At 57.9% G+C, this 15,222-nt stretch carries 14 protein-coding genes; 4 read left to right on the forward strand and 10 right to left on the reverse strand.

Annotation, left to right across the window (positions count from 1 at the left end; translation table 11 throughout):
* Nucleotides 1-9: 9 nt before the first annotated feature.
* From INR77_RS10640 to INR77_RS10680, 9 genes are all read right to left on the reverse strand, one after another.
* Nucleotides 10-1,071: a FemAB family XrtA/PEP-CTERM system-associated protein gene (locus INR77_RS10640; RefSeq protein WP_223071033.1), complete on the reverse strand. Its 1,062-nt coding sequence runs from the start codon at nt 1,069-1,071 to the stop codon at nt 10-12.
* On the reverse strand, nt 1,068-1,994 hold the full coding sequence (locus tag INR77_RS10645; protein ID WP_223071034.1) for an XrtA system polysaccharide deacetylase: 927 nt from the start codon (nt 1,992-1,994) through the stop codon (nt 1,068-1,070). The genes INR77_RS10640 and INR77_RS10645 overlap by 4 nt, the downstream gene beginning before the upstream one ends.
* Entirely contained in the window at nt 1,991-3,268 is a 1,278-nt protein-coding gene (locus tag INR77_RS10650) for an XrtA/PEP-CTERM system-associated ATPase (protein WP_223071035.1), read from the reverse strand. Before INR77_RS10650 ends, INR77_RS10645 begins: the two co-directional genes overlap by 4 nt.
* A gap of 24 nt (nt 3,269-3,292) precedes the next feature.
* Nucleotides 3,293-4,915 carry a preprotein translocase subunit YajC gene (locus INR77_RS10655; RefSeq protein WP_255573743.1) on the reverse strand — a complete coding sequence of 541 codons (1,623 nt, stop codon included), beginning with the start codon at nt 4,913-4,915 and terminating at the stop codon, nt 3,293-3,295.
* A gap of 2 nt (nt 4,916-4,917) precedes the next feature.
* Nucleotides 4,918-5,928 carry a P-loop NTPase gene (locus INR77_RS10660; protein WP_223071037.1) on the reverse strand — a complete coding sequence of 337 codons (1,011 nt, stop codon included), beginning with the start codon at nt 5,926-5,928 and terminating at the stop codon, nt 4,918-4,920.
* 9 nt (nt 5,929-5,937) lie between these two features.
* Complete coding sequence (locus tag INR77_RS10665; RefSeq protein ID WP_223071038.1) at nt 5,938-7,461, reverse strand: XrtA system polysaccharide chain length determinant; 1,524 nt, start codon at nt 7,459-7,461, stop codon at nt 5,938-5,940.
* An 18-nt stretch (nt 7,462-7,479) separates the two neighbouring features.
* The gene (locus tag INR77_RS10670; protein ID WP_223071039.1) at nt 7,480-8,121 is read right to left on the reverse strand and encodes an XrtA/PEP-CTERM system exopolysaccharide export protein; all 642 of its coding nucleotides are present in this window, start codon (nt 8,119-8,121) and stop codon (nt 7,480-7,482) included.
* A gap of 179 nt (nt 8,122-8,300) precedes the next feature.
* On the reverse strand, nt 8,301-9,527 hold the full coding sequence (locus tag INR77_RS10675) for a pyridoxal-dependent decarboxylase, exosortase A system-associated (RefSeq protein ID WP_223073526.1): 1,227 nt from the start codon (nt 9,525-9,527) through the stop codon (nt 8,301-8,303).
* Nucleotides 9,528-9,529: 2 nt separating this feature from the next.
* Nucleotides 9,530-11,089, reverse strand: a complete 1,560-nt coding sequence (locus INR77_RS10680) for an acyl-CoA ligase (AMP-forming), exosortase A system-associated (RefSeq protein ID WP_223071040.1) — start codon at nt 11,087-11,089, stop codon at nt 9,530-9,532.
* Nucleotides 11,090-11,118: 29 nt separating this feature from the next.
* Between INR77_RS10680 and INR77_RS10685 the strand changes: the two genes are divergently transcribed.
* The 4 genes from INR77_RS10685 (at nt 11,119) to INR77_RS10700 (ending at nt 14,023) form a co-directional block, all read left to right on the forward strand.
* A complete protein-coding gene (locus tag INR77_RS10685) occupies nt 11,119-12,144 on the forward strand; it encodes a GNAT family N-acetyltransferase (protein ID WP_223071041.1) in 1,026 nt (341 codons plus the stop codon).
* Between the two features lie 68 nt (nt 12,145-12,212).
* The gene (locus INR77_RS10690) at nt 12,213-12,527 is read left to right on the forward strand and encodes an acyl carrier protein (protein WP_223071042.1); all 315 of its coding nucleotides are present in this window, start codon (nt 12,213-12,215) and stop codon (nt 12,525-12,527) included.
* A 27-nt stretch (nt 12,528-12,554) separates the two neighbouring features.
* A complete protein-coding gene (locus INR77_RS10695) occupies nt 12,555-13,238 on the forward strand; it encodes a hypothetical protein (RefSeq protein ID WP_223071043.1) in 684 nt (227 codons plus the stop codon).
* The gene (locus INR77_RS10700) at nt 13,235-14,023 is read left to right on the forward strand and encodes a hydrolase 1, exosortase A system-associated (protein ID WP_223071044.1); all 789 of its coding nucleotides are present in this window, start codon (nt 13,235-13,237) and stop codon (nt 14,021-14,023) included. Before INR77_RS10695 ends, INR77_RS10700 begins: the two co-directional genes overlap by 4 nt.
* Here the strand turns inward: INR77_RS10700 and INR77_RS10705 are convergent.
* A complete protein-coding gene (locus INR77_RS10705; RefSeq protein WP_223071045.1) occupies nt 14,020-15,222 on the reverse strand; it encodes a class I SAM-dependent RNA methyltransferase in 1,203 nt (400 codons plus the stop codon). The genes INR77_RS10700 and INR77_RS10705 overlap by 4 nt on opposite strands.

Below are 15,222 nucleotides of genomic sequence, written 5' to 3' on the forward strand. Positions count from 1 at the left end.
AGCACCTCCTCACGCAAGCCCGCGCGCGATAAAGGGGCCAATGGTGTTGGCTACTGGCAATGGGAGCTTTTTCCAAAGCTCAATCTTGCGGCTGTATGCCTCGCTTGTCGGGTCCACATCGCGCGGCTCTGCGCCCGGCGGCGTCCAATGCCCATAGGTGAGCGGTTGAGGTTCAAAGCCCCAGTTCTTTTTGAATTTGGCAGGCCCGCTTCCAACCTTTGAACGACCAAAGTCGAACCGCGTCATCCCGCGCGCCCGGGCATGGCGCATAAGTTCGTAATACATAAGCTCATTCGCCCGCGCACCACGAGCGGCAAAGCTTCCGCCGCCCCAGAACGGAAGCACTGCCTCGTTGTGATAGAATGACAGAACGCTCGCGAGCGGCGTGCCATCGCGCGCAATTGTCAGAATGTCGCTACCGGCTGGGAACGCCTCTAGCATCTGGCGAAAGAGCGCCTTAGGGAAGACCGGTGTCCCCAAATTCCGCACGCTTTCTGAATAGCAGGCATAGTGCGCAGTCAAATCTTGAGCAGATCGGCCAATGCGCACCTCAAGGTTATTCTTCAGTCCCTTGCGCACCTCTGCACGCGATTTGCGAGGGATTGCGAGAAGCTCTGCCTCATCGTCTGCGGAAAGCCTTCGTCCGAAACCGCAATGCTTGTCTGTGACCGCCTGCCAGCCATCGGGCACTTCGCCCCCGCGAAGCTCGACGCTTGTAAAGCCGTGAGCCTTTGCATGGTTCTGCGCCGCCTCAGCGAGTTTCGCTGCGACTTCTGCCCGTTCAGCACAAATGCCGCCGCCGACGCCAAAACCGCTTGAGACAAGTGCTTTGCCGAAAAGGAATGAACGCACTTCAGTCAGAGGTAGCCAGCCTTGGATAACGCCCAATTGCTCGATCACAAAACCGCCCGCGCGCTGTCCGGTCGCTTTCTCTACGGCCAAGAGCCAGTTTGGCCTGTGAAAGACGCTCGCACCCATTTCCTGCACAAAGCAATCAATGCGCTCGCACATCCGGGCGTCGGCCAGATCAACCGCTTGGGCTTTCAGAGAAAGGCTGACGGGCGCATTCATTGCTTACCCCCCAGAGCGGCCACAGGAAAATCAATCGCCCGGCGCGCTTCAATCTCAGCAATTGCGTCCATGCGGTCCCAGTGAAATTCCTTCACAAGCTTGCGAAGCTTATCCGCCATCTTGCCAAGGTTGGTGTAGTGACGCAGCTTTGATCGCATCGGCGCATCGCCAACGCGTGGTTGACCGGGATCGACTTCCCATGGGTGGAAATAGAATACCGCGGGGCGTTCATCTTCTTGGTTTACCTGAGAGATGGCCCACCGAGAAAAGGCATAAGGCAGGACGCGGAAGAACCCGCCTCCACCTGCTGCCAATCGGCGCGAGCCAAAGAGAGCGGTCGTCACCGGAATTTCGACCATGTCTGATCCTGCAACCGGGCGGAAGGCGAAACGCGGGGCCTCTCGCCATCCGTAATGGTCATGCACGATTGGCGCGACGCTGGAGGAGTATTTATACCCCTGAGCGGCCAGCACATCGAACGCCCAAAGCGAGCGCGGATCAATCGAAAAGCTGGGAGCGCGATAGCCGACAACCGCTTGGCCTGAGGCATCCTCAAGGATTTCGCGGGTCACCCGGATGTCTTCGGCAAACTTTACTGCATCAAGCGTGAAAACGCGCGCATGGTCATAGCCGTGGCTGGCGATCTCATGACCGGCATCAGCAATCTCGCGCATGATGTGCGGATAGCGTTCAGCGATCCAGCCCAGCGTGAAAAACGTCGCGCTGACGCCAGCCTCGCCGAAAAGCGTAAGAATCTCATCGACATTGCGCTCGACGCGGGCTTCGAGGTCATCCCAATCGCCTCGCTCGATGACATTCTCAAATGCTCCGACCTGGAACCAGTCCTCGACATCGACCGAAAGCCCATTGGCAATCGGACCCGCAATGGCGTTGTTAAAACCGATGGGGCTTTGCGCGTTCATGCCGCCTCGCGCGACTTATCATCCTCAAGCCATTCGATCAGCATCGTCATCACATGGCGGAAAGAACGCTCTTGCTCTTCAAGTCGTGCCTCGATCCGGGTCAATGCTTCGCCGACATCGCCGTCAAGCGATGCGTGCTCTGCGCCATTTGATGCAAAGCCTGGTGCTGCGCCAGCTGCTTGCAACTCGCCGATGGCCGCCTCCAGTTCAGCGGCCCGAGCATCGCGCTGTGCCATCATCGCCGCGACTTCGCTTGCCGGGATGCTTTCAATTTCGACTTCTGTTTCAGGATCGAGCGGCTCTGCTGATGTGTCGGCGACGGCCTCGGCTTCGGGCTGAGCTTCAACCTGTTTCACTTCATCGTAGATTGGCTCATCAACCTGTGTTGCGACGGCTTCTTCTTCACCTGCCTCTTGCGGGGCAGGATCACCCGTTACCGAACGCAGGCCACCACCACGCAATTGGTCCTCTGACATTTCTTCCAGAACAGCATCGAGCATGGACAAGCCAATTTCGTCGCGTTCTTCGATTGCTCCAAGGAGAAGCAAGCGGTTCATGATCTGGTTCACACGGCGCGGGATGCCTCCTGTCGCCTTGTAGAGCGCAGACAAGAGCCCGTCTTGAAGAGAGGGTTGATGCTCCCACCCCACACGAGCCAGACGGTGGTGCACATAGTCTTCGAGCTCTTCGGCATCCAGTGCCTCAAGGTGATGCGAGGCGATGATCCGCTGCCGCAACTGGTCAAGGTTTGGGTGATGCGCCAATGTGCGGCGAAACTCCGGCTGTCCCAGCAACAGGCTCTGCAAGAGCGGGTGCGCACCCAATTGGAAGTTGGAGAGCATTCGCAGCTCTTCCAATGCCGTGAACTCAAGGTTCTGGCACTCATCCACGATGAGCAGGCAGCGACGCCCAGCGCGCGCTTCATCTTGAAGGAATTGCTCAATCGCGCCCAATGCGCCCGCTTTGTCTTTGCCGTCGACCGCGATGCCGAAAGATTGCGCGACCACGTGGATCAACTCTTCGCCGTCAAGCGCAGATGTGACCACCTGCGCCACGGTCAGCGCCTCTGGATCAATTCGCTCCATCAGATGCGCGACAAGAGTGGATTTACCCGCCCCAACCTCGCCGGTGATGACAATAAATCCCTCACCCTGATTAAGCCCATAGCCAAGATAGCTCATCGCCTTTTTGTGGCTGGCGCTCTCGAAATAGAAATCGGGATCAGGGGTCAGCTGAAACGGTCGTCCAGTGAAGCCGTAATATGAATCGTACATAAGCCCTAACGCTCCATGAAACTTTTAAAAGTCGTAACGAAGACCAAGCAGCGCGGAGGCTGTGGCAAAATCTTCGTCAGAGAATTCGCTATCGAAATAGTCGAGTGACACCGCTGCGCGCGCTGACAAACGGCCAGCAAGGTTGCGACTGTATGCGGCTGATGCACCCACCGCAGTCAGGTCGCCATTGCCTGAGTTCGACGTGAACCAGTTGGCATAGGCTGTCGTCGAAAGTGCGCCGCTGCGGCCAACATCGGTGCTCAATGTGCCTGTGACGTAATAGCTTTCATCGCGGATGCCATCGACGCTCTCAAGCGCGCTTCCGGCGGCTGCGATAAAGGTGCGGCGGTCGTAACCAACACCGATGGCGGCATTCATCCGGCCAAGCTGTGTTGTGTAGCTGGCGTTGACGCCGCGGCCACGGAAAGCGGACGAGCGGATCGAGCCAAGCGCACCTACGAGGCCAACGCCCTCATCGCTCGATACAAGGCCACCAAAGTCGCCTGAGAGTGGGTTACGCTGCACCTGAAAATCGCTCGACAAGCGTGAAAGCGAGTTGTTTATAACCCCGCCAAAGCCCGAGATGCCATCGTAGACCGCGATTGCGAGCGAATCTCCGGGCGTAGGTTGATAGCTGAAGGTGCCGTAATAGGTTGTGCTGTCATAACGGCGGCCTACACGCGCTTCGAGATTGGTGCGCGAACTTGGTCGCCACAAAACGCCAACATCCCACAACAGACCATCGACATCGAAGGCCAAAAGGCGCGGCGAGCTGCTGTCGGTGACGAGGCGACCATTATTGTCGAAAATCGGATCGCCATTTGCATCACGCAAAGCGTCGCGGCTAGACACCTCGACATCTTCATAGCCAACACCGCCTACCACAGCGAGGGAGGAGGTCACTGGCACGGTCACATCAGCGCGTGCATAGACATCGCGCACCCGTTGATCGAGGTTGGAGAGGTCTTCCTGAAAACCGCCTGCGCTTACCGCAACGCCAACGGGCAGAACGTCGCCCGGACGCGTGCCTGCCGCGATCTGGCCTGAATAGGTCACACTATCATCGAACACATCAACTTGGTCGCCATTCACATCGAAGACCGCATTGTTAGCTTCAAAGCGGTTGTAGCCGACGCGCGCATTGCCCGACACCTCAACCGCGCCAGCACGGGTGCGGAATTCTGGCCCGAAATATGCGCTGTAAACCTGATTAGTCGCATCTTCGCTTGCGAGCGGGTTAGCCGATACCGCGCCCCCGCCATCAACGCGGGTGCGGCTTGCCAATGCGCCCGCTTGCAGGGTCAGGCTTTGCGGAATTACCGAAAGATAGCCGCGCGCAATGCCGCTAACGGTATCGGTATCGACCTGATCGTCACCATAGCTGATATTGCGCTCATAACGCACCGAAACCGACGCACCGCTGCGCCGGCCTTGAACCGATGTGTCAACGCCTGCTGCAACCTGAGTGAAGGTCAGTTGATCACTCACCGGCTCCAGTTGTGCGGTAAGGATCTGAGACACCTCAATATAGGGCTGGAACGTGGTTCTGCGCTCGTCGCTGGCGCCGCGTTCGTCTTGAGCAAGCGCAGGGGACGCGGCTGCGACCGAGGCAATGCCTGTAAAAAGGATTCCGGTAAGAAAACGCATGATCATTCCTCCCTTTCGCCATAGTCGCCGAAGCGGCGACCGGACGGGCTGAACTGTGTTGCATTAAGAAGCAGTTTGATGTCGTCGCACGCCGACAAAAGCTGGATTGCATCGTCTAACGCTGCCCGGCTTGTGTCGTCGGCGCGCACCACAAGGACGGCTTGACCCACATGAGCGGCAAGCTCAGCTGCAGGCGATGCGGCAAGCGCTGGCGGGGTATCGAAGATAAGAAAACGGTTCGGTGCACCGCGCGTCAGGCGGTCAAGCACCTGGCTGGTGCGCGCGCTGGTAAGATATTCAGAATCGCGCGCGCTGCTTGTGCCCGCGGGAAGGATGAAGAGCCCGTCAATATCAGTCGGTGAGACAAGGTCTTCGATCCGCAAGCTTTTATCCGCCAGCGCATCCATCAGCCCGACGCCAGTTTCGATCCCAAGGCGGTCCGAGACAGAGGGATTGAGCACGTCGGCATCGACAAGCACCACCTCAATATCGCGTTCAGCCGCCATGGCGATTGCGAGATTGGTTGCGCAATAGGTCTTGCCCTCACCCGAATGTGGCGAGCAGACAAGGATGCGGCGCGCGGTGTCGTCGCCCGCCTCACGGGCATCGGCAAGAAGCTCGCGCTTGATAATGCGGAATTCTTCGAGGAGCCCCGTGACAGGCGCTCCGGGAGAAATCAGGCCTTCTTCTTCGAGCACTTCGTGGTCGACACGCACCTTAGGCCCGCGAAGGGCAACCGCGCGTTCTGCAGGTTTTGGCGGTGGAGCGGCTTGCTCATGAGGGGCGCCTGAAGCTTGTGCTTGTGGCAGGTCGCGTTGATTGACATGGGCATTGCGTTGGCGAGGCGGAGCAAAAGCACGCGGCCCATCGGGCAGGTTGGCAGGCACCGGCTTTACGCCAAACCCATCAAGGCCAAAGGCCACATCCGCACGCTCAAACAAAGAGGTGCGGCGCGCAGGCGAGCGCTGTGGTGAACTGGCGGTTTTGCGAGAGAAGTTGCTTTGTTCAGTCATAATGCATCCTCACGCAATCGTCCCAATCGAGACGACCTCGATCACCAGAAGAACACAAAGCACGCCGACCAGTGCGGCGCAGGCTCCGGCAAATTGCCTCAAGCGCCGTTTGCGCAAGGACTGTGCCGCTTCTGAAAGGTTAAGCGAAACCGACCCGATAACTGGCAGCCCCACCGATTTTTCGAGCTTTCCCGCCGTCGCATAGCCAGAGCGCAGTTGACCCATGATCCAGGCAACGCCAATGCCAGCGCCAATCCCGGCGATCAGAACGCCGAGAAGCAGAAGTGGGCGGTTGGGTGCAGCAGGCTTTTGCGGCACCACGGGCGGATCAACCAGATCGAATTTATACTGGCTCGTCTCATCCACCACATCGCCGCGCGTGCGCAGTTTCTCGCGATCTTCGAGCAGCTTTTCATAATTGTCGCGCAGCACTTCATAGTCGCGGCTGATGCGATTGGCCTCTGCTGCAACGGCAGGTTCCGTTGCCTGACTGGCCGCGAGCGATGCCATTTGCGATTGCAAGGCAGCGCGGCGCGATTGCAGCGATTCAATCGAAGCCTGACGATCAGCGCGAAGTGCGACCAACGAAGAATAAGCCGGGTTGGGAGTGCCCGACACCTCATTTGGACCAGACGCTGCGACCTGCCGGGTGAGAAGTTCAACCTGACGTTTGGTCGACACCACATCGGGGTGCTCTTCGGTAAGCCCGCGCGAGCGAAGACCTGCCAATTGTGTTTGCGCTTGAAGCAGGGCCGCTTGTGGTCCCACCGCGTCCGCCGAACCAACAAGAGTGCGAGGCGTGCTGGCGATCTGATTGTTGAGCGCTGCAAGAGCGCTTTGTGCAGCCGCCAGATCGGCATCAATATCGCGCAGCTCGGTGCGCGATTGCTGAACGCGCGTGGACAGAGTTTGCGTGCCGCCGACAAGGTCAGGGTATTGCGCCTCAAACGCCACCCGGCGCGCTTCGGCTTCTTCAAGCTCGACTTTGCGCTCTTCAAGCTGTTCATTCAGGTCGTTGATCGCCCCGCTGATTTCTGCGCGGTTGCCGGCTATGTGTTCTTCGCGGAAGATGTCGAGCAGCTTTTGCACCACATCGCGCGCAAGGACCGCGTTCTCAGCATCGCTCAAATCGCCTTTGCCCACCGATGCAGTGATCGAGAAAAGGTTGTCCTCTTCGCTTTGGATTTCAACGTCCTTGCTCAAGGAAGCGATCGACCGCTCAAGCGCCTGACGATCAGAAATACCATCGCCGAGTTTCGTCGTGGTGATCACCTTTTCAAGATTGACCGAGCTTAGAAGCGTCTGGCGAACCCGCGCAATCTCTTCCTTACCATCACCCGCAATGCCGAGTTGTTCAGACAGAACGTCTTCGACATCGACGTAAATGCGTGCTTTGGACTCGTAAGAGTTCGGGATAAGCGCCACGACGAGCCAGCCCAAAAGGCACACCCCCCAGGCAACAGCCAGCGCGATCCAGCGGCGGTGCCAGACCGAATAAAGCGCTGTGCGCAGCTCTTCAAATAGCTCGTGCATCGTGATCCCAGCGCTCCCTTAGAACCGGCTTTCAGGAATGATGATTGTGTCGCCGGGACGCAGCATGACATTGGCCGAGCTATCGCCTTTCTTGATCAGGTCAGACAGGCGCAGGCGGTACTCTTTTTGCAGGCCAGTGTTGCGATCAATCCGCAGCAGCTTTGCCCGGTTGCCTGACGCAAATTCGCCAAGACCGCCAACCGCGATCATCGCATCAAGCACGGTCATATTGGCGCGGTAGGGCAGCGACGCGGGTTGTTCGGTAGAACCAACGACACGAATTTGCTGGTCAAATGTCGAATTAAACTCATTGACGATGACCGAGACAATCGGCTGTTCGATATATTGGACAAGTACATCACGGATGTCGTCCTGAAGCTGGGTCGCGGTTTTACCCACAGCCGGCATATCGCGCACGAGCGGGATCGTGATCCTGCCATCGGGGCGCACCTGAATATCTTCAGCGCTCAGCTCAGGATTGCGCCATACGTGGATCGTAATCTGATCGAGTGGACCGATGATGTATTCATCAACAGGGGCCGTCTGCGCATCTGCATAACTTGCAGTCGGGAGCTCAGGCCCCGTTCCAGCGCAAGCCGTCAGCGCAAGAGACGCTAGGGACACGCCAGCAAGACGGGCAAAAATGGGCGAATTTGGCATCGATGCAATTCCTCAAGGTCGTGATGCGAAAGCTGTCTGCATTTGTGAGGAGCGACCTCACGCAAACGGGTTTTTCGCGAATGACCCGGAGTTACTCGCCGATAATGGTGAACATAATGTTAGTGATAACGCGATTAATGCGGTGCGTTCCCAATTCGGGACAATCGAATTAATAGAGATTAAACAATCATCTCTGCCGCTGGACCATGGCCAAGGAAATTAGCAGGCGAGGCGCTTGCGCCATAGGCCCCGGCACAGAAAACGGCGACCAGATCGCCCACTTTTGCTCTTGGCAATTCAGCCATATCAGCAAGCCTATCAAGCGGCGTGCAAAGGCATCCAACAACGTTTACGACCTCGTCAGGCTCGGCTGAAAAACGCGTGGCGATGGCAACCGGGTAGTTGCGCCGCACCACGGTTCCAAAGTTGCCTGACGCCGCCAATTGGTGATGAAGTCCGCCGTCTGTGATCAGGTAAGTCTGGCCGTGGCTAACTTTTTTGTCGATCACCCGGCACAGATAAACGCCTGCTTCGCCCACCAGATAACGGCCAAGCTCAAGGCATAGCTCGGTATTCGTCATAGCTGCCTCATGCTCATCCAAAAGGTCATGGAGCGCAGCCCCAACCGCGGAAAGATCAAGCGGCTCATCACCGGGGAAGTAGGGGATACCAAAGCCACCGCCCATGTTGAGCTTTGGAAGCGGCTGGCCAATCTGGGATGCAAGAGATGCAGCCAAATTCAAAACATTGCTTTGCGCCTCTGTAATGGCATCTGCGCTTAGGGTTTGGCTGCCGGTAAAGATATGGAGCCCGCGCCACTCGGCACCTTGCGCAATGATGTGCTTTGCCAATGCTGGCACACGTTCAGCATCCACGCCAAAGGGTTTCGCACCCCCGCCCATCTTCATGCCAGAACCCTTGAGCTCGAAATCCGGATTGACCCGGATTGCTATACGCGGCGTCTTGCCCAGCCTTTGCCCGATGGCAAGAGAACGCTGCGCCTCGCCCTCGGACTCGCAGTTCAATGTGACGCCCGCCGAAATCGCAGCCTCAAGCTCATCATCGCGTTTGCCGGGGCCAGCAAAGCTCACGCGCGCAGGGTCAATCTGGGCCTCTTGGATCATCCGCAACTCGCCCGAGGAGGCAATATCGAAGCCATCGACCAAGGGCTCCATGTGCGCGATCACATCTGCGTGCGGGTTTGCTTTGACAGCATAATTGATCCCGATGCGCGCCGGTATGGCTGCGCGTAATTCAGCGACCCTCGCATCGAGGTGCGCCTTGGAATAGACGAACAGCGGCGTGCGGCCTGCTTTTTGAGCAAGAACGCTTACCTTTCGTCCACCAATCGCCAATTCGCCGTCCATAACATCATAGCCCGCAGGTATGGGGCCCAGAGGTTTGATCTTCATCGCATTGCCCCCTCAGCTTCGCCTTCGGTCAATTCACGGTACAACGCCGTGCGATCAATCTTGCCATTGGGATTGAGCGGAAGTGCGTCTTTCCAGTGGATCACTTGCGGTTGCATGAAATTGGGAAGTTCCTTGAGCAAAGCTTTGGGAAGTGTGGCTTCTTCCACTCCTTCGCTTCCGCGCCTTACCACCAGATGCACCGCTTGCCCAAGCCTTGTATCAGGGATCCCGAGCGCGACCGCTTCGGCCACCATTCCGGTTGCCAACGCAGCTTCCTCGATCTCTTGCGGGCTAATCCGATTGCCCGCACTTTTGATCATCGCATCGCGTCGTCCAACGAAATAGAGAAGGCCGTTCGCATCACGCTTCACCCGGTCACCGGACCACACTGCCGTCCCGCCGTAGTGCGAGCCATCCGGTGCCGGCTTGAACCGTTCCGAAGTGCGTTTTTCGTCCTGCCAGTACCCTTTCGCAACCAGTGGACCACAATGGACCAGCTCGCCTTCCTCATCTGCACCTGCAATCTCGCCATCGTCGTTGATGACGAGAATCTCTGCGAAAGGAATGGCCTTGCCCATGCTTGTCGGGTGACTTTCGACCAGCGTGGGATCGAGATAGGTCGAACGAAACGCCTCTGTCAGGCCATACATGGGATAGAGGTCTGCGGCGGGGAAAAGCGCGCTGAGATCGTTCACCAAATCAGTGGTCAGCGCGCCGCCACTATTGGTAAGCCTGCGCAATGGCGTAGACGCGTCCTGCGGCCAATCGATCTCAGTCAACTGAACCCAAAGCGGCGGAACGGCGGCAAGTGTTGTAATTTGATGCTTCGCGCAAGCTTTCGCCACGTCGCGGGGGAAGAGGAAATCTAGCGGCACCACACTACCCCCTGCATACCAGGTCGAAAGCAGCTGGTTCTGCCCATAGTCGAAAGAGAGGGGCAACACCGCGAGGGTCACATCATCGCTCGCCAATTTGAGGTAATGCGCAACGCTCACCGCCCCTAGCCACAGGTTTGCATGGCTCAGCACGACGCCTTTTGGACGGCCCGTTGAGCCGCTGGTGTAGAGGATAGCGCAAACATCATCGGGGTTGGCACTCGACGGCTCCATCGCTACTTCTGCGTCCCATGCTGCTTCTAGCGCAGCGGTCTCTTCAAACTTCACGCAATCGGCCGGCACATCGCCCTCTTCCAGCGATTTTAGCCGTGAAGGCGTCGCGATCAGCAATTGTGCCCCACTGTCCGCCAAAATATGTGCAGCCTGTGCGCGCTTCAAAAGCGGATTGATCGGCACATGGATCAGCCCCGCCCTTGCCGCTGCCAATGGCAAAAGACACGTAAGCTCACCCTTCGCCGCCCAGCTCGCAATGCGCGCACCCTTTTGAGGCACTTCGCGCGCAAGCCACCCGGCAAGGTTACTCACACGCTCTCTTAACGCATTGTGGTTAAGGACTTCGCTGCGAAGCACCAGCGCAGGGCTTTCGCCATGACCGTTTTGACGCGCTCGTTCTACGAGGTGGTCCAGCGGATAAGGCGTAGGGTCTGGCGGCGGTGTCATTAGATTCCTTATCGAAGGGCACTCAATTAGTGATCGAAGCGCGGTATCACGACGAGGTTAACGTCTTGCAAGAGCTGTTTGAAGATAGCTCCCTTGCAAAACCGCGTGCGCCCTTTGACCGCGCTTCATGGTATGCGCTGCTGGCCGAGGCGGGTTTGCGCCCCTTGATCGCGATTGCGAGTGATCAAAACAATGCAGCTGCACTCGCGTTGACCGAAAATCACGGGCATATCACTCCGCTTCGCAACTGGTACAGTTTCACTTGGAGGCAATTGGCACCTGAAGGCGATCGGGGCGATGCGCTCCTTTTGGAAATCGCAAAACAGCTCAAAAACAGGTCGCATCGTGTCACTCTCGAACCCGTCCCTGATGAAGATGGCTCCGCGACACGCCTCGCCGCTGCTTTCAATAGTGCGGGATGGCGCGTTGAGGTGGTGCAGTGTGACACGAACCATGTCCTGCACGTCAATGGTCGCAGCTTCGACGATTATTGGCTCTCGCGCCCCGGCCCGCTGCGCACGACGCTGAAACGCAAAGGTGCCAAGGTTAAAACGCGCATTCTGACCCATTTCGATGCCGATGCGTGGGACGCATATGAGACGATATACGAAGCAAGCTGGAAGCCGTCTGAGGATAATCCAGAAATGCTGCGCCGATTTGCTGAGCAAGAAGGTGAGGCAGGTCGCCTGCGATTAGGGCTCGCTATGTGCGAGGGGATTCCGGTCGCGGCCCAATGTTGGACCGTCGAGAATGGCTGCGCCTATATTCACAAGCTTGCGCACCTTCAAAGTGCGCGCAAATTGTCCGCTGGCACAACGCTTTCAGCTGCGCTTTTCAAGCACGCGATCGATGTGGACGGCGTTGGTCTGGTTGACTTTGGTACGGGCACACAAAGCTATAAGGCGGATTGGATGGAGGACGTGCGTCCGCGCTATCGCATTGACTGTTTCAACCTCTCATCCCTGCACGGTTGGCATGATCTGGCTCGTCTCACTGCAAGACGCCTTACTCTGCCAGAGGTGCCTATGCTTGCACCAAGCCCTCCACGCAGTTAAGGGCCCTCCCGCAGGGCGCGTGTAAGGGTGCCCGTGGGTCAAACGCCTCAGAAGAAGGATCGCAAGGGATGGGTTCTCAGCCGGCTAAAGCAGACGCAGTGCCAGAGGAACAGGCGCCACAAGAACAAGCATTGGCAATTCAGCTGAAATCCATCATCGCCGATGTGCTTGGCATTGATGCCGAAGATGCAGCCGCACTTGATGAAGACAGCGGCCTGTTCGGACACCTGCCCGAACTTGACTCGATGGCCGTCGCTGGGCTTTTGACGGAAATCGAAGACCGTCTCGACATCGTAATTGAAGATGAGGATGTGGACGGCGAAATGCTTGAAACCTTTGGCGGATTGTTGGCCTTTGCAAAGGCGAAGCTGGCCGAGGGCTGATCAAGCGTGAACGCGCCTGAGCCACGCATGATAGCGACTTGGCGCGCCCCCTCTTTGGGTGGCAAGTCTGCCGAAGAATTACTGGTTTCCTTTGACCGAGGCCGGGCAAGACGGGTGCTCGTACTTCCTGCCCTGTTTGATGAAGCGAACAAGCTGCGTCATTTCACTGTACAAGTCATGCGTGCGCTTGATGAGCTTGGGTTGGACAGTTTTCTGCCCGATCTGCCGGGATGTAATGAGAGCTTGGTCCCGCTAGAAGATCAGACGCTGGAAGGCTGGAAAGAGGCAGCCGCCTTTGCGGCTGAAAGTTTCTCTGCCACCGAAATTTTGACCATCCGCGCTGGTGCGTTGTTTGCGCCTGACGCGATCCCCACGTGGCAATATGCGCCTCAAACGGGGGCGAAGCTGCTGCGCGCGATGATCCGCGCCCGGATCATTGCAGCGCGCGAAGCGGGACGCAGCGAAACGCAGGAGCAATTGCTCGAAGCCGGGCGTGACAAAGGCCTAACCTTGGCGGGATGGCCCATTGGCGCTGCCATGCTGCGCGAGCTGGAGGCGGCCGTTCCCGGCAATTCGGAAAACCAAGCCATTATTGCTCAGGCGCAGGTTGGCGGGGCTGGACTATGGCTGCGCGCAGAACCATCGCATGATCAAGCGCAGGCTGAAGCCCTGGCTCAAATCATTGCTGCGAATAAGAGGAGCACGCCATGAGCCGGCTGCACTTTGACTTCGGCTCAGAAGGCATCAAGCTCGCCGGTTCGCTCGACACGGCTCCGGGTGTCACCGGCCTTCTTATAGTCAATGGCGGAAATGAAATCCGTTCCGGCGCCTTTGCCGGACAGTCCCGGCTTGCGGCCCGGATCGCCCAAAAAGGCTTTCCAGTCTTTCGCTTTGACCGTGCCGGAACGGGAGATAGCGAAGGCGACAATCAAGGCTATCGAAACAGCGCCAGCGACATTACAGCCGCTCTCGAAGCTTTCCGCGCAATGGCCCCGCAAGTTGAACGCGTGCTCGGCTTTGGCAATTGCGATGCGGCTTCCGCGCTAATGTTGATGGGCGGTGCAGGCTTTGACGGGCTAATCTTGTCGAACCCCTGGACATTCGAGGATGACGAGAGTGAAGGCGATGAGCCAACGCACAGCGCAGAAGCGATCCGTTCGCGCTATCTTGCGAAGCTGAAAAACCCGAGCGAAATCATGCGCCTGTTAAAAGGTGGTGTGAATTTGCGTAAACTTGTCAAGGGGCTTGGTGGCGCTATCCGGCCGTCGAGCAATCCTTCCAGCCTTACAGATGAAATGCGCCACTCGCTTACGCGGTTTGGCGGCCGCGTCCACTTTCTCCTCGCTGGTGCAGATCGCACGGCGCAAGCATTCGATGCGGCGTGGGACAAAAATGATCCGCGCATCAGACACTGTGAGGGGGCAGGCCATGCTTATGTTGAGCCTGAGCATCGCGAATGGCTAGAGGCTCAAATTTTAAGCGCTCTGCGGGCTTAACGTTCGAAAAGGCTCACCAACTCGACGTGGGTTGACCAACGAAATTGCCCCACGGGGCGCAGTTTTGTGAGCTTGAATCCGGCATTTGCCAGCACTGCACCATCACGGGCCCAGCTCGATGGATTGCAGCTGACATAAACGACGCGCGAAAGGGTGCTGGCCGCAATCTCAGCCACTTGCGACTTCGCTCCGGCGCGCGGTGGGTCAAGCAGCACCGCGTCAAACCGGCTCAGTTCTGTTGCTTGTAGAGGGTTACGAAACAAATCGCGATGGAGCGCGATGACCTTGCCGCCAGTACGTGCGGCTGCAGATTTACAGGCCAGATGCGCTGCTTGATCAGCTTCAGCGGCTAGAACCTTGCGCCCTTGTGGACCCATTTTCGCGAGAGCAAAGGCGAAAGTACCGAGCCCCGAAAAAAGGTCAGCAACCACACGAGCCTCATCAAGCCAAATAGTCGCATCCTCGATCATACGCGCTTCGGCATCAGGCGTGGCTTGCAGGAAAGCTCCTGGCGGCATCGCTACAGGCAGTCCGGAAAAGGTGATACTAACGGGCTCCGGCTCCCACACGGTTTCCGGGCCGTATCCTTGGTCGATGGTGATACGCGCAAGGCCATGCTCACGCGCGAAGTCGGAAATCGCCTCTGTCGCGGCCAGCCCTTCCAGCGGGAAATGTGTGAGCCCCAGATCAACACCCTGATCGCTAAGCGAAAGAGTCAAATCGACGTTGCCTTTGGGGCCATGCAGCGCGACCAATGTGCGCAAAGGTTCGATCAGGCTAGCAAGCTTAGGGTCCAGAACAGGACAAGCCTTAAGGTCCACCAGCCTGTGCGAACCCGCCTCCCGGTATCCAATAAGAGCGCCGCCCTTGACCTTTAGTGCGTGGAGCCCTGCTCTGCGACGGGAATGCGGCGGCGAGAGGTGTTCAGGCAACAGCTCGCCGACCTCTAGCTCCTGACCTGTCGCGGCATTGGCCACACGCTCGCGCACGAAACGCGCCAAAACATCATCATCGCCATGCTGCAATTGGCATCCGCCACAGGTGCCAAAATGCGGGCAAGGCGGGTTTGCATGATGCGGACCATGGGTAAGCGAGCCGTCGGCTTCTAGCACATCACCGGGAACGCTCATCGCGACGTGAGTGCCATCCTCGGCGACTCCGTCACCTTTGGCTGCAATGCGGATAATTTCTTGGGCCAT

It is taken from the genome of Erythrobacter sp. SCSIO 43205, assembly GCF_019904235.1.
In the GTDB taxonomy this organism is placed as follows: domain Bacteria; phylum Pseudomonadota; class Alphaproteobacteria; order Sphingomonadales; family Sphingomonadaceae; genus Erythrobacter.